Origin of the sequence: Paraburkholderia sp. UYCP14C (assembly GCF_004197395.1) — a bacterium.
Lineage (GTDB): Bacteria > Pseudomonadota > Gammaproteobacteria > Burkholderiales > Burkholderiaceae > Paraburkholderia.
The window spans coordinates 35,856-54,476 of record NZ_SELS01000028.1 but is presented as its reverse complement, the minus strand read 5'-3'; the positions used below and the strand labels follow the sequence as shown (position 1 = coordinate 54,476).

Sequence of the window (18,621 nt, the reverse complement as noted above, 5' to 3'; positions counted from 1 at the left end):
TGCGAATATTGGCAGCCGATGCGCAATGAGATCGGTCCCGCGCGACCAACCCACTCCGTCGATTAACGCGGCGTGGCGCCCAAACCGTCACCACAAGACGATGACCGACGCTGAAGGGCCGCCGTCATTTCGGCACATTCAGCCTTCATAGTGATCCTGACTAGCACTCGTCCGCCAAAGCCCGCCGATTCCGCGGACAAGTGCTAACGCCGACCTTGAAATTGTCTCTCACTATCCCGGAATTGTTTTAATTCAACCCGGCTCAGTGATGCGCGGAATGCGCGAAATGAGTTATCGAAATCCAGCATTGGAGCAATGGATTTAGGCCACGCAAGCGAAGCACCCCGGATCTTCATTGAGTATGCCTTTTTCTGAACGCTCATCGATTTGAAAGATAATCGCGTCCAATCGTTTTCAATTTGAAACCGCCGGGCTCGGCCGGACACAGAGTGCCGCGATTCGGCCAATGTTGTTCATTGACCTTTTTGGCACCGCGCACCTTCGTATCACCCAGAAGGAGTTGCCCATGTCCCACGAAGAAGTTGTCGCGTTTCGCGCCGGCGACGGTCACGCGTGCAACCTGATTCACGTCAGGGGCTCCGGGCCGGCTCCGAAGGGACCGGTCCTGCTGGTACATGGAGCAGGCGTGCGCGCCAACATATTTCGCCCCCCAAACGCGACGAACTTCGTTGATGCATTAATCGATGAGGGATATGACGTCTGGCTGGAAAACTGGCGCGCCAGTATCGACCTTCCGCCGTGTCAATGGACGCTGGACGAAGCTGCTTTATACGATCACCCCGCCGCCGTGAATAAAGTTGTCGAGATGACGGGGGCTCCCACGATCAAGGCCGTGGTGCACTGTCAGGGCTCAACGAGCTTCCTTCTGTCGGCAGTTGCCGGGCTCGTCCCGCAAGTCGACACGATCGTATCGAACGCAGTCTCACTTCATCCTCAGGTCGGTTGGCTTTCATATCGCAAAGGCCGCTATGCGCTACCCATCGTCGGCCTGATGACCGACTACCTCAATCCTCAATGGGGTGAGCACGCCGCTGGAGTCGTACCCAACCTGCTCAAAGGTCTGGTGCTGCTTACCCATCACGAATGTGCCAATGGGGTCTGCCGATTTTCCAGCTTCACCTTCGGTGTGGGATTTCCGGTGCTGTGGCGCCATGAAAACCTCAGCGACGCCGTACACGAATGGATTCGCCAGGAATTCGCCAATGTGCCAGTCTCGTTCTTCCGGCAGATGAACCGATGCCTGGATGCAGGCCACCTGGTGTCACAGTTGCCGGGGCTTCTGCCGGATCCCACAGCACAGCCGCCGAAGACACAGGCGCGCTTCACGTTCATCGCTGGCGAACTCAACGACTGCTTCAAGTGGCAGAGTCAGCAGGCTACGTTCGACTGGTTCGAGCGCCACCGGCCTAACTATCACCGTCTGCACGTGCTGGGCGGATATGGGCATCTCGACGTTTTCATCGGCAAGAACGCGGAGCGCGACGTGTTTCCCGTGCTCATGGCGTCACTGGCCGCCCCCCACTGACTCAGAACCGACAAAGGGAGCCGGTGATGGCGATACCAGCACGACAGAGGCGGCTCGCCGGCCGCCATGCACTGGTCGATGACATTCCATTCCAGATGCCAGTCGCTTCCCAGAATTCGCCGGCGCTGATGGCGGTCTTTTCGATCGACCTCGACGCAGCGCGCAGTGTGATCCCGGGCAATGAAGTCCATCCGTTCCAGCTCTGGCGCCGGGGCCTGCTTGTCGTGACCGTGATCGACTATGTCGTCACGAACATCGGCCGCTACATCGAATACTCCATCGCGATCGCCTGCACCCACGGCCGCCAACCGGCCCCACGCCTGTTGCCGGGCCTTTTCATGAAGACCTTTGGTACAGGGCAATACGTGGTGGACCTTCCGGTGTCGACCGAGGTTTCGGTCAAAGGTGGCCGTGGCATCTGGGGCATGCCGAAGCACCAGGCGAGCCTCGACTTCGTCGTCGGAGAGCAGTGGGTCAGCAGTCAGTACGACCTCGATGGCCAGATGATGATGCGCATCGACGTGCAGAAGCCCCGCACGGCGTGGTTGCCCGTCAACACCGGGGCAGTCAACTACTGCTGCTTTCGCGGCATGCTGATGAAGTCGTACATCTATTTCAAGGGCAAGCTCGGTTTCTCGCTGTTCGCCGATAAGTCCGCCCGCCTGTTGATCGGCGATCACCCGCGCATGGCCTGGCTAAAGACGCTGGATATCGATCCGAAGCCGATCGCCACAGGCTTCTTCCCGTCGACAAGCGGCGTGCTGGATGACTACTTCGAGTGCTGGTTCGTGACCAGCGCCGAGCCGCCGGCTCAGCCCATGCCGGGTCTCGAGACGACGTATCCGCTCGGGCAATCGCAGCAATGGCTCGCGCCGCCAGCCCGGCCGGCAGACTGGGAGTCTGCACCATGATCGGCCGCCTGTTGATAGTCAATCACGTGTTTCTGCTGTTGTGCACATCGATGTACCTGGGCACCGGCGGCTCGTTGGTACTCTTTTCGTTTCCCATTGCCTCGCAGCTCACCCCGGACAACTACTATCTGCAGTTCGTCCCCCAGGTGTCGGCAGCCACCGCGTTCTTCACGACGATGACGAAACTGATGCTGGCGAGCGGCGTCGTCATGCTCATCGGCGAATGGCGTCAGCCCACGCGCTGGATACCGATCGTGGTTCTGCTCGGTGTGTTCATCGCCACGTTTCTCACACTGAAATGGATTTTCCCGCTCAACGCAGAAATGGCCAGTCACATCAAGGATGCGATCAGGTTGCACGAGGTGCTGAACGAGTGGATGCGGCTCAATCGGATACGTGCCGGGTTGTGGTGTATTCAGTGGCTTTCGATGGCCTGGTATTTCGCGCGCTGGACATATCGCATCCGCTATTCAGCATTGGGGCGATGATGCGATTCCTCATTTTCGAGCGCCGTGCGACGACATTGATAGCGGCCATAACCGTGTTGACGGGAGCCGCCCAGGTCATCGCCTCAAGCTCCTTACTGGCCCTGATCGCGTACGTGCCACCCGATCGGCTCGCAGATCATCTGTTCGCCACGGTAGGGATGTTCATGATCCTGTTCGGCGGCAGTCTGCTGCACGCACAGCGGCGCACGGAAGCCCTGCCCGTCGTGCTTCTCTGGGGAGCGTTCCAGAAGCTGCTGGCGTCGGCATTCGTGGCATGGGGCGTCACCCGCGGCGTATTCATTTCCGCGGCACTGCTGGTCGCCATGTTCGACGGAGCCAGCGGCCTGCTTTATCTGGACTTGCGACGCCGCGGAGGATGACCGATGAAACGCCTGGCGCGCGTTTGCTTCTGGGGCTACATGCTGATGCTTCTGGGCATCGGCGCAAGCGGAATCTTCATCGCCGCCTGGGAGCTTCCTCACATCTTCGAAGTGCGGTTGGATTCGATCACCGAACCGCACCGGGCCACCTTTCCCAGCCAATATCGCTTTCTCAAAGCGCTCGAGCTGGGCTTCGGTGTGTTTTGCCGGGCCTTCCGGAACGAAATCTTCCTGCCTCTCACGGCATCACGGGTGTTTCCCGGCGGCCTTTGGGCCGATGTCACGGCTCGGGTACTGAGTTTCATCGTCGATGGCATTCCCACCAAGGTCTTCATCGCGTTCTGTGTACTGGAGGCCGTGACGGGATTTCTCGTGTGGGAAGTCGTCTGGCGCGGGAGAACGTCGTGAGCGCAAACCATTGCCCGCCTATCGCGGCTGACAATCCCTCTGTTCGTCGCGCACTGGTGCTGGCCGGCGGCGGCATGCGTGTCGCCTACCAGGCGGGTGCCGTCAAGGCGCTAATAGACGAGGGACTGCGATTCAGTCACGCCGACGGTGCCTCGGGCGGCACGATCAATCTGGCTGCCTTGTTGTCCGGTGTGCCGCCGGACGAGTTATGCGCGCGTTGGCGAGCACTGCCCGTCAAGCAATTCGCCGCGCTGCGCCCGGCGCCTGAATACCTGCACGTCGCGAACATGAGCGCGTTGGGCAGCGCCGCCGGCTTGACGGAGCATGTCTACCCTGCGCTGGGTATCGACATCAACCGGGTTCGCGCGGCGGCCGGCATCGATGGCTCCTTCAATGCCTGCTGCTTCGACGACAAAACCGTGGTGCCCATCCCTCACCCGCAGCTCGACCTGCCCCGGCTGGTCGCGGCCGCCTCGCTGCCCATCTTCATGCCCGCCGTGAAAGCCGACGGCAAGACATGGACGGATGCGGTCTGGATCAAGGACGCCAACCTGCTGAGTTGTGTCGAGCGAGGCGCGCGCGAGCTGTGGCTCGTCTGGTGCATCGGCAACACGCCCGTCTACCGCGATGGCGCGTTCAACCAGTATGTGCACATGATCGAGATGAGTGCGGGGGGCGCGCTTAACCGGGAGTTGGAGACGATCGCGGATATCAATCGCAGGATCGCGTGCGGCGAGTGTGTCTTCGGACACGATCAGCCCATCTCCGTCCATGTGATCAAGCCGGAGGTGCCCCTGCCACTCGACCCCGACTTCTATCGAGGACGGATCGATGCCGCGACACTGATCGACATGGGCTACCGTGATGCGCGGCGTACGTTGCGCATCAGTACTCCGTCGCCGCTGAACCCGAGTGCAGCTGTGATGCGCGAGCCCGGCGTGGGATTGAGCTTTCGCGAGACGATGGCGGGCGGCTTTCGTCTGGGGGCGACCGACCCAGGCGCCGTCGAGAGCGACAGCGATGGCACCCCGCTGACCATGAACGCCACGATCCACATCGACGACATGGCGGCTTTCATTGCCGACCCTCGTCATCTCGGTGGCCTGACGGGCCACATAGATTTCGCCCCGTTTGGACTCGCGATGCCGTCGGAGTCGGGCGTCTTCGGCCTGTTCACGCCTTGCGACGATCCAGAGCTAACCTACATGATTTACGAAATTGGATTTCGTCACGCGGGCCAGCCGTACTATCTGGCAGGCAAGAAGCATGTCCGCATTGGCAGCCCATTCAGGATGTGGGGCGAGACGACGACCCTTTACACCACGTTGCACCGGGGCGGCGATGCGACGGGACCCGTGGTCGGCGCCGGCGTGCTACACCTTGGCGTGCCCCAGCTCGGGCGCCTGATGCAAACGGTTTACGCCACGAATGCGCCTGACTCGCGACAAGCGGCACATGCGATCTCGCGGTTCTTCAGGTTCTTCGTATCGGAACTGTGGCGCATCTATATCAGGAGATCGCCGACATGAGCGGGTTCGAACACGATGTGATCATCGTCGGTAGCGGCTTTGGCGGTGCAGTCGCGGCCTGTCGTCTTGCGGAGGCGGGACGTGACGTAGTGGTGCTGGAACGTGGCCGCCGCTGGACCCCGCAAACTTATCCGCGCGACGATGCCGACTCCTGGTTGTGGAACCAGCAGCATCCGCAACGATTCAATGGCTGGGCCGACCTGCGCGCATTCTCGAACATGTGGGTAGTCGCTGCCGCGGGTGTGGGTGGAGGATCGCTGATCTACGCCAATGTCTCGGTCGAAGCTAAACGTGACGCCTTTGACCGCGGCTGGCCGCCCGCGATCACGTATGAAGCGCTCAAGCCCTACTACGAGATCGTGGGATACATGCTGTCTGTTCAGGAACTACCCGACAACCAGCTTAGCGAACGCACGCGACTCATGCGCGAGGCCGCCGACGCATGTGGCTGGTGCGACCGCTTTCGAAAGCTGCCGCTGGCCGTCAGCTTCTCGCGAGACTACGACCCGTCTTTGCCCGATGCTCGCAGCGACAAGCATTCGGTCAGGTTCACTAACGTGCATGGGGTGGAGCAAGGCACCTGCGTACACTGCGGTAACTGCGACATCGGCTGCCAGGTGTCGGCGAAGAATACACTCGACCTGAACTATCTCGCCGTCGCCGAGCGTCACGGCGCAAAGATCCTGCCGCTGCATGTAGTGCAAAAGATTGAGCCGCTTGGCCCTGGATGGCGTGTGCATTTCAATGTGGTTGATCGATCAACAGGCGGCTGCACGCCCGGGACCGCAACGGCGACCAAAGTGATCGTTAGCGCCGGCTCGATCGGCAGCACCGAGTTGCTGCTACGCTGTCGCGACGAACATCGCTCACTGCCCGATCTATCTTCGCGGCTCGGCTGCGGATGGGCGTTCAACGGCGATTTCGTCACCCCAACGTTCTATCGGGACCGCAAGATTTCGCCGTCACATGGCGTGACCATTTCCGCCGCGATCGACCTGCTGGACCATGCTGGCGCCAACGGGCAGTCACTGTTCGTGGAAGACGGCGGGGTACCCGATCTTATGCATGACCTCGTGCAACGCCGCCTTCAGCGTACGCCTCGTGGCGTGTCGCGCACCTTCTGGCGTAGCTTCGCGCGCCATTTTGACTCCGAGGACCCCGTCGACAACATGATGCCGTGGTTCGGCCAGGCGATCGATCCGGGCGACGGGCGGATGCGCCTGGGTCGCTGCTGGTATGCCCCCTGGCGCCGCGAGTTGCGACTCGACTGGTCGTATATTCGATCTCGCGCGGTGGTCGACGCCATGATCGACGCACACCAGCGGTTGTCGGCCGCCACCGGCGGCCAACCGTTCGTCCCACCGACGTGGAGCGAGTTGCACAAGCTGATCACCCCTCACCCGCTCGGCGGCTGCAACATGGGCCTCACCGCGGCGGATGGTGTCGTTGACGCGAACGGTAAAGTATTCGGCTACGAAGATCTGTATGTGATGGATGGTGCGGTTGTGCCGCGAGCGTTGGGGCTGAACCCATCGCGCACGATCGCGGCGCTCGCTGAGCGCAACGTCGCGGTGTTGCTCGGCAAGGCCTGATTTGGATTTCGTATCGACCATCCCGCAACGACGGCAAAAGCGCATTTGCCGGCATATCTCCCGCGGTAGCGGACTTCATTCATGCGCTCGTCCCTATCGCAGCCGGTGACGCGCCACCGGATATTTTCGAAAGTACCCTCGCAACGATGCAATCGCACTGCGCGCCGCCAAACTCGAACACGTCGCGCTCGGCGAGATCGAGCGCCTGAGCAAGCGACTCGCGCAACATGCTGCGCGCGCGAAAATGCCGGCTCCGCACCGTCGCCTCGGGAATGTTCAGACACTGCGCGGCCTCCTCGACGCTCATCTCCTCGATCGAGCGCAGCACGAACACGACGCGAAATAGCTCGGGCAATTCATCGAGTTTGCGTTCGAGCAGCGCGCGCACTTGCGAACGCGCGAACGCCCGGTCGGGGGCATCGTCGTCGGCCGTGGTCATGGCATCGGCATGTTCGATGGATTCGGGCGCGTCCACGATCGGAATCACATTCTGACGCCGTGCCGAGCGCCGCAATCGCGCGAAACATTCGTTCAGCACCAGCCGCGACAGCCATGTGAACAATTGCGAATCGCCGCGAAACTGGCTGATCGATCTGTACGCGTGCAGATACGCGTCCTGTAGCGCATCTTCCGCTTCGGCATCGTTGCGCAAGGTCGCGCGCGCCAGGCGGTAGAGCCGGCGGTTATACCTTCGCATCAGCAGTTCGAAGGCGGCACGATCGCCCGTGGCGATGCGACGCGCGATGCCGAGGTCGTCGTCAGTGGTTTCGATAGGAAGATTCATCATCGTTTTCATCGTACGGTCAGAACCGCGTGCATCGTCGGATGCAGCGTGCACGAATATGCGTAGCGTCCCCGATTGCGCGCCACGTAACTCCACGATGCCTCCGGCGCGATGTCATGCGAATCGAACGCCTTCGCGTCGGCTGTCGCGGTGTGAGGAAACAGGTCCTTGTTGATCCACACCACGCGATCGCCGCGCGCCACCGTCAACGCCGGCGGATCGAACCGCATCTGTTCGATCACGACGACGTACGTCGCCGCCATCGCATCGACGTGCAACACGAGTGCGCCCATCAGACAAACCAGCAGGCGCATATCACGCACCGCTCTTTGCCAGTTCCGCCTGCAAATGCCGCGCATGTTCGAGATGCGCGACAAACGCGGGCCGCACCTTCACGAGCAGCGCCTTCAGTTCCTCATTCTTCGCGCCCGGAATGAGCGTCTTGTCTAGCGCGTCGATCACGCTTTCATGATAGGCGACCTCGTGATCGATATACGATTTGTCGAAACTGTCGCCCGACAGTGTCTTCAGCCGGGCGATGTTCGCGTCGCCGCCCTGCTTGATGCTCTGACTCGTCGGGTTATCCTCGGGGGTCACTTTGAGCTTTTTCACTAGATCGGTCGCGGCCTTGTTGACGCCGCTGTGATCCGTGACCATTCGCTGCGCGAACGCCTTGACGTCCTTCGATTTGGTTTTGGTTTCCGCGAGCTTGCCCGCGTCGATATCGACTTGATTGGCCGTCACGACGATCGCGGCGATCTGCGGGTCGCCCGGCCCGGCGCCCTGCGCATTGGACGCGATGCTCGTCAACGCGAGCGCCGCCGCCAGCACTGTGTGGATGAGTTTCATATGACATCTCCCCGTATTCCGTTGCAGATATGGGATTGGATGTCACGTCGGAGAGCCGCGTTCCCGATCGACTGAAAGCGCGGTTCAGCCCAGTTCGACGGCCCTCTGCTCACGGCCGACGCGCCCGACGCGGGCGACGACACGCGCCTGGAATTGCCTGCACACATCAAAGCACGACGCCAGACCGCCCCGCCCACTACATCGCGATCACCTTGCCGGGGTTCAGAATATTGTGAGGATCGAGCGCGAGCTTGATCGCCTTCATCGCCGCGAGTTCGGCCGGCGAGCGTGACAGACCGAGCACGCCCAGCTTCTCCTCGCCGATTCCATGTTCGGCCGATACGGAGCCGCCCATTTCTCCCGTGAGTTCATAAACGACGCGCTTGACCTCGTCGATGGCCTCGTCGGTCCAGCCCGGTTCCTGCACCACCACGTGCAGATTGCCGTCGCCGAGATGCCCGTACACGAGGATCGTCGCGAGCGGCCAGCGCGCGCGCAACCGCTCGTCGCAACGCTGCGCCGCATCGCCCGCCTGCGCGACCGCGAAGCTGATGTCGAACGAGATGCGTCCCGGTATCAGGCGCGGATATTCGGCCGGCGCGTCGCGAATCGCCCAGAACGCCGCGGCATCCGCGTCCGATTGCGCGATCGCGGCGTCGGCGATCACGCCGGCCTCGAGCATGTCGGCGAGGAACTCCTCGAAAGCCGCCGACTGCCGTTCCGGGTCCGCGCCGCAAGTTTCGAGCAGGACGTAGTAAGCGTGATCGCTCGCGAGCGGCACGCGCAGTTCGGGCAGGCGTTGCCGCACGAAGTCGCAATAGCTCGGCCACATCACTTCGAACGCGGACACGCCGGCCGGCAGCCGCTCCTGCGCGCGACCGAGCAGCGTGGTCACCACTGGGTAGTCCGGCATGCCGCACCACGCGGTCGAGATCGCGCGCGGTTTGGCGCGCAGACGCAGCACCGCGCGCGTGATGACCGCGAGCGTGCCTTCGCTGCCCGTCAGCAGGTTGCGCAGGTCGTAGCCGGTATTGTTCTTGATCATCTTGCGCTCGCCGCCAATCACGCTGCCGTCGGCGAGCACCGCTTCGACGTCGAGCACCTGGTCGCGCATCATGCCGTAGCGGATCACGCGATTGCCGCCCGCATTGGTCGCGATGTTGCCGCCGATCGTGCAACTGCCGCGCGCGCCGAGGTCGAGCGCGAACATGAAGCCCGCGTGATCGGCCGCTTCCTGCACCACCTGCAGCGGCGTGCCGGCGAGCACGGTCATCGTCGCGCTGACCGGATCGATGTCGAGAACGCCGTTCATCCGCTCGACGCTCAGCGCGACCTCGCCGCCGAGCACGCAGGCGCCGCCCGCGTGGCCGGTCATGCCGCCTTGCGTGACGACCGGCTGGCGCAACTGATGACAGATCCTGAGCGCGGTGGCGACCTCGTCGGTGGTGCGCGGGCGGATCAGCGCGATCGGTTCGGTCGACGGCGTGCCGCTCCAGTCCGCGAACTGCCGTCCGCCAAATTCGGCCGGCAGGCTCACGATGTCCGCGCCGAGCGCGGCGCGCAGCGCGGCGACGGCTTCGTTACCGCGGCTCGCCGCGCTCGGTTCGTGCTGCATCGCTGATCTCCAGTTCGTCACACGGGTAGCGCCGCTGCGCGCGCTTGCCCCGTTTGCATTTGCATTTGCGTTTGCGTCCCCGCTCGCACACGCGCGAGCGGCGCCCGATGCGCTAGCCAGCGCAGATAACTGCGGTCGAGCCCGGCGATATCGCCGCAGCCCAGCAGACCGAGCGCCCGGTCGATCTCGGTCATCAGAATCTCGATGGCACGCTCGGCGCCCGGCTGACCGCCCGCGCTCAGACCATAGGTGGTCGCGCGTCCGAGCAACACCGCGTCGGCGCCCAGCGCAACCGCCTTGAGGATCTCCGAACCGCGGCGAAACCCGCCGTCGAGCATCACGCAGAGCTTACCGCCGACCTGATCGACGACTTCGGGCAGCACGTCCATTGCCGATACCGCGCTGTCGAGTTGCCGCCCGCCGTGGTTCGACAGCACGATGCCGTCGACGCCGACCTCCAGCGCCTTCAGCGCATCCGGTGCGCCAAGCACGCCTTTGACGATCAGCCGCCCCGGCCACAGATCGCGCAGCCAGCGGATATCGTCCCACGATAACGACGGGTCCAGTTCCCGGCCCAGCGTGATCGTCGCGCCCTTCACGCTGTCCTGGCCCGGCGGCAACAAGTCGCCGAGGTTCGCGAAGCGCGGCATGCCGTTGGGCCACAGCACGTTGGCCATCCAGCGCGGATGGCGCAGCACGTCGAATTTATTGCGCCAGTCGAGTTTCAACGGTTCGATGTAGTTGCGCAGGTCCCATTCACGCTTGCCGAACACCGCGCTATCGGTCGTGACGACCAGCGCCTCGATGCCCGCGGCCTTCGCGCGCTGCGCCAGTTTGGCGAGAAATTCGCGCGTGCGGTACATGTAGACCTGCATCCACACGCGACCGCCCGCGCGCCGCACGACTTCCTCGAGCGAAACCGTCGACACGTTGCTCAGCACGAACGGAATGCCGGCCGCCGCAGCGGCACTGGCGAGCTTGACGTCGCCTTCGCGAAACATCAGGCCGCTATAGCCGGTCGGGCCGATCATGAACGGCGCCGCGCTGCGTTCGCCGAACAGCGTCACGCTCTGGTTGCGCTGCTCGACGTTCACCAGCGTGCGCGGCAGAAAAGCGATTTCGCCGAATACGTCGCGATTGCGGCGCAGCGTCGCTTCGTCTTCGGCGCCGCCCTCGACATACTCGAAACAGAAATTCGGCAGACGTTTGCGGGCCATCGCGCGCAGATCATCGATGCTGTGCGCGCGCTTCACGTCGCGGCCTGAATAAAGGCGGCGTTCCAATTGCATCCTCCTGTGCGTGATTTATTTGTTTGTGTTGCCGCAATAGCAGCCGCTCAGGTCACCACGCCGACCTGCCACGGCACGAACTCGCTTTGCCCATAGCCGTGCAGCTCGCTCTTCGTGCGGGTGCCGGACGCGCAGTCGAGCATCATGCGGAAGATCGCTTCGCCGAGTTCGTCGATGCTCGCGCTGCCGTCGATCACACCGCCGCAATTGATATCGATGTCGTCCTGCTGGCGCTCCCACAACGCGCTGTTGGTCGCCAGCTTCAACGACGGCGACGGCGCGCAGCCGTATGCGGAGCCGCGCCCGGTGGTGAAGCAGATCAGGTTCGCGCCCGAAGCGACCTGCCCCGTCGCCGACACCGGATCGTAGCCGGGCGAATCCATGAACACGAAGCCCTTCGCGGCGATCGGCTGCGCATATTCGTAGACGTCGACCAGATTCGTCGTGCCGCCCTTCGCGACCGCGCCGAGAGATTTTTCGAGGATCGTCGTGAGGCCCCCCACCTTGTTGCCCGCCGATGGGTTGTTGTCCATCGCGCCGCCGTTGCGCGCGCAATAGTCCTGCCACCACGCGATGCGCGCGAGCAGCTTGTCGCCGACCGCGGCGCTCACCGCACGGCGCGTCAGCAGATGCTCGGCACCGTAGATTTCCGGCGTCTCCGACAGGATCGCGGTGCCGCCATGCCGCACCAGCCGATCGACCGCGGCACCGAGCGCCGGATTCGCGGAGATGCCCGAGTAGCCGTCCGAGCCGCCGCATTGCAGGCCGACGCATAGATGCGAAGCCGGCACCGGCACGCGCTGCACGCGGTTCGCGTCGTCTAGCATCTCGCGCACCATCGCGATACCGCGTTCGATCGTCTTGCGCGTACCGCCGCTGTCCTGGATCGTGAAGCTGCGCAGCTTCATCGAATTGGCGTCGAGGCCGCCCGCCGCGAGCACGCCGTCGATCTGGTTCGTCTCGCAGCCGAGCCCGACGAACAGCACCGACGCGAAGTTCGGATGCACCGCGTAACCGGCGAGCGTGCGACGCAGGATCGAAATGCCCTCGCCTTGCATGTCGATGCCGCAGCCGAGCCCGTGCGTCAATGCGATCACACCGTCGACGTTCGGATAGTCGGCGAGCGCGTCGGGATGCACGTCGCGCCGGAAATGATCGGCGATCGCGCGCGCGACCGTGGCCGAGCAGTTCACGCTCGTCAGGATGCCGATGAAATTGCGCGTCGCGACGCGGCCGTCGTCTCGGCGAATGCCCATGAAATGCGCGGGTTCGTCGACGTAGACGGTCGGCTGCGCATCGACGCCGAACGCGTGCTCGCGCGCGAACTCGGACATGCCGAGGTTGTGCGTATGAACATGCTGGCCGCGCGCGATCGCCTCCCGCGCGACACCGATGATCTGGTTGTAGCGCTTGACCGGCTCGCCCTGCGCGATGTCGCGCGTCGCGATCTTGTGGCCCGGCGGAATCAGCCCGGCGACGACCAGTCGTTCCGCCTCGATGCGCGTGCCCGGCAACAGCTGCCGGGTCGCGATGATGACGTCGTCGCCGGGATGCAGGCGGATGATTGCGGACGCGACGCTAGCTTGAGTCGACATGAAAAGCCTCGAAAACAGGGTTATCCGTGAGCGTTGAAACAGAATACGTCAGATCGTGGAGCCCGCGCCCTTCGGCAGATCGCGGCTGTCCGACTCCAGCGACAGCGGCTCGATGCGTCCCACGATGACAAGATAGCTGAACGCGCCAAGAAAGCAGAAACCGCCCGCGACGACGAGAGGAATCGTGAACGAGCCCTTCGTCATTGCGACCATCACGCCGGTGAACGTCGTGATCACGATGCCCGCCAGATTCGACGCGAAGTTCTGGATGCCGCCGATCGACGCGACATGGCGCGGCGTCGGCGCGACGTCGCAAGGCAGCGACCAGATGCTGGCCGCGGCGAACGCGAGGCTGCCGTAGGCGATGCCGAAGAACGCGAGCATCAGATAGGTGTTCTCCGTGAACGCCGACAGCGTGATCACCGACGACAACAGCATGCCGCCGACCATGCAGGTCTTGCGCGCGGCCGTCAGGCTCCAGCCGCGCCGGAACAGCGCGTCGGACACATAGCCGCCGAGCCAGCCGCCCGGAATCGCGATCAGTGCCGGAATCATGCCGAGCGTGCCGAGCGATTTCAGCGAGAAGCCGCGCGTCTGCACGAGGTAGCTCGGAAACCACGTAATGAAGAAATAGATCACGAAGTTCAGGCAGAAGAAGCCGAGCATCATGCCCCACAGCGTGCGGTGACGAAACAGCGATGCCCACGTCACTTTGTCCTGCTCGCCTCGTGCCTGAGTCGCCTGCACAGCGTTGTGGGCGGTTTCCATCGCGTCCTGCACGGGATTGCGGTAAATCACGAACCAGCCGACGATCCACACCGCGCCGAGCAGGCCGGTGAGGACAAAAGCCGCCTTCCAGCCGAGCGTGCCGATGATCAGCGCGACCACCGGAATCGACAGCGCGGAGCCGACCCGCGAGCCGCTATCGAAGATGCTCGTCGCGATCGCGCGCTCCTTCGGTTCGAACCATTGGCTGACGAGCTTCGTGCAGGACGGATACGCGCCCGCCTCGCCGACGCCGAGCAACAGTCGGCAGCCGAACATGCCGGCGACGCTGGACGTGACCGCGGTGGCCGCGGTAAACACCGACCACCAGCCGACCGCGAGCGGCAACGCGATGCGCGCGCCGACCCGATCGACGAACCAGCCGAACGGCATCTGCATCAACGCGTAGGTCCAGAAGAACCCGCTCAGGATGAAGCCCATCTCGGCGGGGCCGATACCGAGCGCCTTTTCGATTTGCGGCGCGGCAACCGCGAGGTTCGCACGATCGATGTAATTGACCGCGATCGCGAGAAAGCATAGAAAAATCACTACCCAACGCATCTTCTTCATGAAACCGTCTCCTCCTGGGCTGGCATCTACTCTATTTGGATGAACCGCGCGGCCTCGCGGCCGCCGGTGTGCTGCCGGGGTTTGCTACACATTTACTGCGGATTTGCGGCCTGCGCCGCTAGCCGTCGTGCGCGCACGCGGCAAGCGCCGCATTCAGCCGCGGTTGCTCGACACGCACGCCAAGCTCGCGCGCGAGCTCGATCACCGGCTTGAAGCGCCGCTCCTTCTTCTGCTCGTGATTGCGCGCGATGTCGGCGAGGCGATGATCGAGGAACGGGTTTTCGAAACGCTCGCGCACGTCGTCGAGATAGGCGCGTGCGTCGCTGCTCTCGCCGAGCGCATCGAAGACCGGCAGCACTTCGTCGCGCCACAGCGATTCGAGATCGGTACGCAACAGCGGATCGCGCATCGCGTGCAGCACGTTTTCGTCGGGATCGCGTGCGTCGGCCTGCCAGCGCTCGGCAAGCCACGTATGCCCGAGATTCAGCAAGAACAGCTTCAGGCGCTCGTAGTGCAGCAGGTCGTCGGTGACGATCATCGCTTCATGTTCGCACGGCAGCACCATGCCGGCACGCCGCTCGATCGCCCACAACGCGTAGGGTTCGGCAACCGCGCCGACCGGCCGGATTGGCTCGGATACGATGCGGTCCACCAGCGAATTGACCCAGACGCACGTGTGCTCGATGTAGCTCAGGAACCCGGTTCCGGCGTTCCAGCCGCGCGCGATATCGGCGACGAGGCTACGCAGTGTGTCGCCGTTGTTGGACACGAGTTCGCATGGCAGCAGCGTCAGCGGTGCGGCGCCGGCATTGAAGCGTGCATGCAGCAGCACCACGAGCTTCGCGGCGAATCCGCGCGGCGCGCTTGCGTCGTTACGTAATAACTCGGCGGTGTCGTCGGCGAAACAGTCGTAGCCCCGGTCGCCGGTGTTCGAGATCACCACGCGCGCATCGCGCGCGAAGCGCTCCACCACGGTCGGCCAATCGGTTTGCGCGTTCAATGCCTCGGTAATCGCGTGACATCGCGTGGTCGTATCGATCACCGCTTCGCGGCGCAGGCCCCGAATGCGCACGTCGTATTGCCGGTGCGCGCGTAGCGCGTCGATGCGCGCGACGCTCTCGGGGTTGGCCGTCGTCTGTACGACGGTGACGTGGCCCAACGCCCGGCCCGCATCGAGTGCCGCCGACACGAACAGATCCGCGTGCGCCTGCAGAAACCGGCTGGTGCCGAATTGAAGGATCGGATTGCCCATTGTTCGTTATCCCCGCTCGCTCAACAGGCGACCAGCGCCTTGATGACGCCGGCATCCGGTTTCAGCAAGTTGGGGAATTCGCCCGGCAGATCGGCGAGTTCGACCACGTGCGTATTGAGCGCGGCCGTCGGAATCTTACCCGCGCGCATCGCGTCGAGCACCGTTTCGAAGTCGGCGACGGTTGCGTTGCGGCTCGCGAGCAAGGTCGTCTCACGCTTGTGAAACTCGGGATCGGCAAACGAAATGCGCTCGCTGACGATCGACACCAGCACGTACTTGCCGCCATGCGCGACGAACTGCAGCCCGCGCTCCATCGCCTTCACGTTGCCGGTGGCGTCGAACACCACGTCGAAGAACTCATTGCCGGTCAGTGCGGCGAGTTGGGCGGCATCGGTCGCGGCCTCGGTGGTGTCGAGCAGCACCGTGTGATCCGCCTGCAACGCGCCGGCGCACACCGACAAGCGGTCCGCGCGGCCATCGAGCACCGTGACTACGGCGCCGCGCAACTTCGCGAAGATCGTCGCGGCCATGCCGATCGGTCCCGCGCCGACTACCAGCACGCGCTGCGCGGCCTGCACGTCGGCGCGCGCGACCGCGTGTGCGCCGATCGCCAGAAACTCGAGCATCGCGGCTTCGTCGAGCGTCACGCCGTCGGCCTTGAAGACGAACGCCTGCGGCACCGCGAGGTACTCGGTCATGCCGCCGTCGGTATGGACGCCGAGCACGCGGATGTTCACGCAGCAGTTGCCCTTGCCCGCGCGGCAGGCGACGCAGCGCCCGCACGACAGATACGGCATCACGTACACCTGGTCGCCGGCCGCGACGCGCGCGCCGGCCGGCGCCGCTTCGACGATGCCGGCAAGCTCATGCCCCATCACACGCGGATACGACAGATACGGCTGATTGCCGGTGAAGATATGGAAGTCGGTGCCGCAGATGCCGACCCGGCGGATGCGGATCAGCACGTCGTCAGGACCCGCGGTGGGCATTGCACGTTCGGCGAGCGCGAGCTTGCCGGGTTGTTCGCAAATGACTGTCTTCATCGTCATGGAGGAATTGTTCGGGTATGGGGGAGCGCAGCGGCCCGCAAAGCTGCTCGTCGGGCGTCTACCTGGCGTCAATCTGGCCTTACCAATTTGCAAAAGTAACGGCGCATGAGATACTGGTCAAGCCAATTTTCGAGGAATTGGGGAAACCCCGAACGCTGACCGATCGCCCACCGAGGGGCCGCGGTTTGCGCGCCGGGCGCTTCGATCTACAATCGGCGCTCGCCTTATCGGGCTTGCACAAGCTCCATCGCCGGGAAACGTTTCGTGACCGCCAAACCTGCCGACCCTCGCCGTCTCTATCTTCAGATCGCGGAAAAATTGCGCGATCTGATCGCTCAGCCGGAGTTCGCGCCGAACGGCCGCCTGCCGCCCGAGCGGGCGCTGGCGGAGACGCTCGGCGTGTCGCGGCCGTCGGTGCGCGAGGCGCTGGTCGCGCTGGAACTCGAAGGGCTGGTCGAGATTCGCATGGGCTCGGGCGTCTATCTGTGCGCAACGCCGTCCGCGCAGAACGATGCGTCGCTGTCGCAGGCCGAACTCGGCGATAGCCTGCTCGACATCCTCGGCGCACGCTGCCTGATCGAAGGCTCGATCATCGCGAGCGTCGCACCGTTCTGCAAACCGAAAGACCTGAAGATGCTGCGCGCCATCTACAACGAGATGCAGCGCGAGGTGAAGGCAGGCAGAATTCCGGTCGCGGCCGATCGCGCGTTCCATCTCGCGATCGCGCAGATGTCCGGTAACGAGGTGCTCGTGCGCACCGTCAGCACGTTATTCGATGCGCGGCATAGTCCGCTGTCGGAAAAGCTGCGCGGCCACTTCGAAAACGAAACGACGTGGGGCGCCGTGCCCGACGAACATCTGGTGATTCTCGAAGCGCTGGAAGCGCATGATCCGATTCAGGCGCAGGCGGCGATGCAGCGTCACTTGAAGCTGTCGTTGGAGCGGGTGATTACCGGGGGGCAGCGCACGCCTTAGGCGCCGCTGCGAGATACGGCTGATGCGCAGAGGCGTGTCGCCCTCAAACGTCCGTATAAACCTGCATCGCAATCCGCTTGCTCTGCGGCTCCCCCTCCGAGATCTGAATCAGCTCGCTATCACGGCGTTGTGGCTCTGCCATGCCGGGCGTCCACACCCAGTAGTGATTGCCCGGCAAGCCATTGACCGCCACCACGCGATGATTGCCCGCCGCGTCGATCGCATGAATCGTCACGCGGCTGATCAAGCCGCCCTTGAGCGCGCGCATGTCGTCGACGGCTTCGCTCACCGCGCGCTCGACGCTCATCCCCATCTTCATGTAGAGCACCACCGCGCGCGCCGTGCCCGCGCGAATCGTCATCTCGCCCGCGCCCGTGCACGCACAGGCGCCGTAACGGCTATCGGCATAGGAGCCCGCGCCGATCACGGGACTGTCGCCGAGACGGCCAGGATATTTCCAGCCCCATCCCGACGTACTCGTGCCGCTCACGACGTTGCGCGCGCTGTCCAGTGCCAGAAAAACGGTGGTGTCCTTGCCGATCTCCGGATCGACCGCGTCGTGGCAATAGCGTTCGAGCCGCACGTTCGGCCATGCGGCTTTATCGGCCCCGCTCACTTCGCCATCGAACCAGCGCGCGTATGCTTCGCGCGAATGCTCTGCGAGCAGTTCGCAACGCTCCGCGCCCGTTTCGGCTGCATAGCGCGCGGCGCCCTCGCCGATCAGCAACTCGTGCGGCAGCCGCTCCATCACCGCGCGCGCGACGCTCACCGGATGCCTGAACCCCTTCAGACCGCCGACCGCGCCAGTGCGCAGCGTCGAGCCATCCATCAGCGACGCATCGAGCTCCACTTCGCCGAGCAGATTCGGCCAGCCGCCACGCCCGACCGTGCGCACCTCGTCGTCATCTTCGACGAGCCGGATGCCCGCCTCGACCGCGTCGAGCCCGGCACCGCCGTCGCGCAGCAGCTGCGCGGTCAAACCGATGCCGGATTTACCTTCGTTGTTGGTCAGAATGATCATGTG

19 protein-coding genes are annotated in these 18,621 nt (G+C 63.8%); 8 read left to right on the top strand and 11 right to left on the bottom strand.

Annotation, left to right across the window (positions count from 1 at the left end):
* Window positions 1–379: 379 nt before the first annotated feature.
* Window positions 380–589, bottom strand: coding sequence for a hypothetical protein (locus EVC45_RS45735; RefSeq protein ID WP_168991522.1), 210 nt, complete (start codon window positions 587–589; stop codon window positions 380–382).
* Between the two features lie 57 nt (window positions 590–646).
* On the opposite strand from EVC45_RS45735, the gene EVC45_RS24395 reads away from it, so the two are divergent.
* Genes EVC45_RS24395 through EVC45_RS24365 form a run of 7 tightly spaced genes read left to right on the top strand, consistent with a single transcriptional unit; the run spans window position 647 to window position 6,854 of the window.
* Window positions 647–1,546 carry an esterase gene (locus EVC45_RS24395; RefSeq protein ID WP_248295241.1) on the top strand — a complete coding sequence of 300 codons (900 nt, stop codon included), beginning with the start codon at window positions 647–649 and terminating at the stop codon, window positions 1,544–1,546.
* Between the two features lie 26 nt (window positions 1,547–1,572).
* Complete coding sequence (locus tag EVC45_RS24390; protein WP_129960793.1) at window positions 1,573–2,457, top strand: acetoacetate decarboxylase family protein; 885 nt, start codon at window positions 1,573–1,575, stop codon at window positions 2,455–2,457.
* A complete protein-coding gene (locus tag EVC45_RS24385) occupies window positions 2,409–2,945 on the top strand; it encodes a hypothetical protein (RefSeq protein WP_248295239.1) in 537 nt (178 codons plus the stop codon). The genes EVC45_RS24390 and EVC45_RS24385 overlap by 49 nt, the downstream gene beginning before the upstream one ends.
* Complete coding sequence (locus EVC45_RS24380) at window positions 2,942–3,325, top strand: patatin (protein WP_129960792.1); 384 nt, start codon at window positions 2,942–2,944, stop codon at window positions 3,323–3,325. The genes EVC45_RS24385 and EVC45_RS24380 overlap by 4 nt, the downstream gene beginning before the upstream one ends.
* A gap of 3 nt (window positions 3,326–3,328) precedes the next feature.
* Window positions 3,329–3,733, top strand: a complete 405-nt coding sequence (locus EVC45_RS24375) for a DUF4345 family protein (protein WP_129960791.1) — start codon at window positions 3,329–3,331, stop codon at window positions 3,731–3,733.
* Window positions 3,730–5,262, top strand: coding sequence for a patatin-like phospholipase family protein (locus EVC45_RS24370; protein WP_129960790.1), 1,533 nt, complete (start codon window positions 3,730–3,732; stop codon window positions 5,260–5,262). The genes EVC45_RS24375 and EVC45_RS24370 overlap by 4 nt, the downstream gene beginning before the upstream one ends.
* Complete coding sequence (locus tag EVC45_RS24365) at window positions 5,259–6,854, top strand: GMC oxidoreductase (protein WP_129960789.1); 1,596 nt, start codon at window positions 5,259–5,261, stop codon at window positions 6,852–6,854. Before EVC45_RS24370 ends, EVC45_RS24365 begins: the two co-directional genes overlap by 4 nt.
* 79 nt (window positions 6,855–6,933) lie before the next feature.
* Here EVC45_RS24365 and EVC45_RS24360 read toward each other — a convergent pair whose 3' ends face one another.
* From EVC45_RS24360 to EVC45_RS24320, 9 genes are all read right to left on the bottom strand, one after another.
* A complete protein-coding gene (locus EVC45_RS24360; RefSeq protein WP_129960788.1) occupies window positions 6,934–7,650 on the bottom strand; it encodes an RNA polymerase sigma factor in 717 nt (238 codons plus the stop codon).
* Window positions 7,647–7,952 (bottom strand): cupredoxin family copper-binding protein, encoded by a 306-nt coding sequence (locus EVC45_RS24355; protein WP_129960787.1) that lies wholly within the window; start codon window positions 7,950–7,952, stop codon window positions 7,647–7,649. Before EVC45_RS24355 ends, EVC45_RS24360 begins: the two co-directional genes overlap by 4 nt.
* A 1-nt stretch (window position 7,953) precedes the next feature.
* The gene (locus tag EVC45_RS24350) at window positions 7,954–8,487 is read right to left on the bottom strand and encodes a DUF4142 domain-containing protein (protein WP_129960786.1); all 534 of its coding nucleotides are present in this window, start codon (window positions 8,485–8,487) and stop codon (window positions 7,954–7,956) included.
* Between the two features lie 196 nt (window positions 8,488–8,683).
* A complete protein-coding gene (locus EVC45_RS24345; RefSeq protein WP_129960785.1) occupies window positions 8,684–10,102 on the bottom strand; it encodes an FAD-binding oxidoreductase in 1,419 nt (472 codons plus the stop codon).
* A gap of 17 nt (window positions 10,103–10,119) precedes the next feature.
* Window positions 10,120–11,385: an alpha-hydroxy acid oxidase gene (locus tag EVC45_RS24340; protein WP_129960784.1), complete on the bottom strand. Its 1,266-nt coding sequence runs from the start codon at window positions 11,383–11,385 to the stop codon at window positions 10,120–10,122.
* Window positions 11,386–11,438: 53 nt separating this feature from the next.
* Window positions 11,439–12,986: a UxaA family hydrolase gene (locus EVC45_RS24335; protein WP_129960783.1), complete on the bottom strand. Its 1,548-nt coding sequence runs from the start codon at window positions 12,984–12,986 to the stop codon at window positions 11,439–11,441.
* Between the two features lie 48 nt (window positions 12,987–13,034).
* Window positions 13,035–14,321: an MFS transporter gene (locus EVC45_RS24330; protein WP_129960782.1), complete on the bottom strand. Its 1,287-nt coding sequence runs from the start codon at window positions 14,319–14,321 to the stop codon at window positions 13,035–13,037.
* Window positions 14,322–14,439: 118 nt separating this feature from the next.
* Window positions 14,440–15,573: a mannitol dehydrogenase family protein gene (locus EVC45_RS24325; protein WP_129960781.1), complete on the bottom strand. Its 1,134-nt coding sequence runs from the start codon at window positions 15,571–15,573 to the stop codon at window positions 14,440–14,442.
* 20 nt (window positions 15,574–15,593) lie between these two features.
* Window positions 15,594–16,616 carry a zinc-binding alcohol dehydrogenase family protein gene (locus EVC45_RS24320; RefSeq protein WP_168991529.1) on the bottom strand — a complete coding sequence of 341 codons (1,023 nt, stop codon included), beginning with the start codon at window positions 16,614–16,616 and terminating at the stop codon, window positions 15,594–15,596.
* A gap of 270 nt (window positions 16,617–16,886) precedes the next feature.
* On the opposite strand from EVC45_RS24320, the gene EVC45_RS24315 reads away from it, so the two are divergent.
* Window positions 16,887–17,597: a FadR/GntR family transcriptional regulator gene (locus EVC45_RS24315; protein WP_129960779.1), complete on the top strand. Its 711-nt coding sequence runs from the start codon at window positions 16,887–16,889 to the stop codon at window positions 17,595–17,597.
* 43 nt (window positions 17,598–17,640) lie between these two features.
* Here the strand turns inward: EVC45_RS24315 and EVC45_RS24310 are convergent, their stop codons facing one another.
* Window positions 17,641–18,618: a N(4)-(beta-N-acetylglucosaminyl)-L-asparaginase gene (locus tag EVC45_RS24310; RefSeq protein WP_129960778.1), complete on the bottom strand. Its 978-nt coding sequence runs from the start codon at window positions 18,616–18,618 to the stop codon at window positions 17,641–17,643.
* Between the last annotated feature and the right edge of the window lie 3 nt (window positions 18,619–18,621).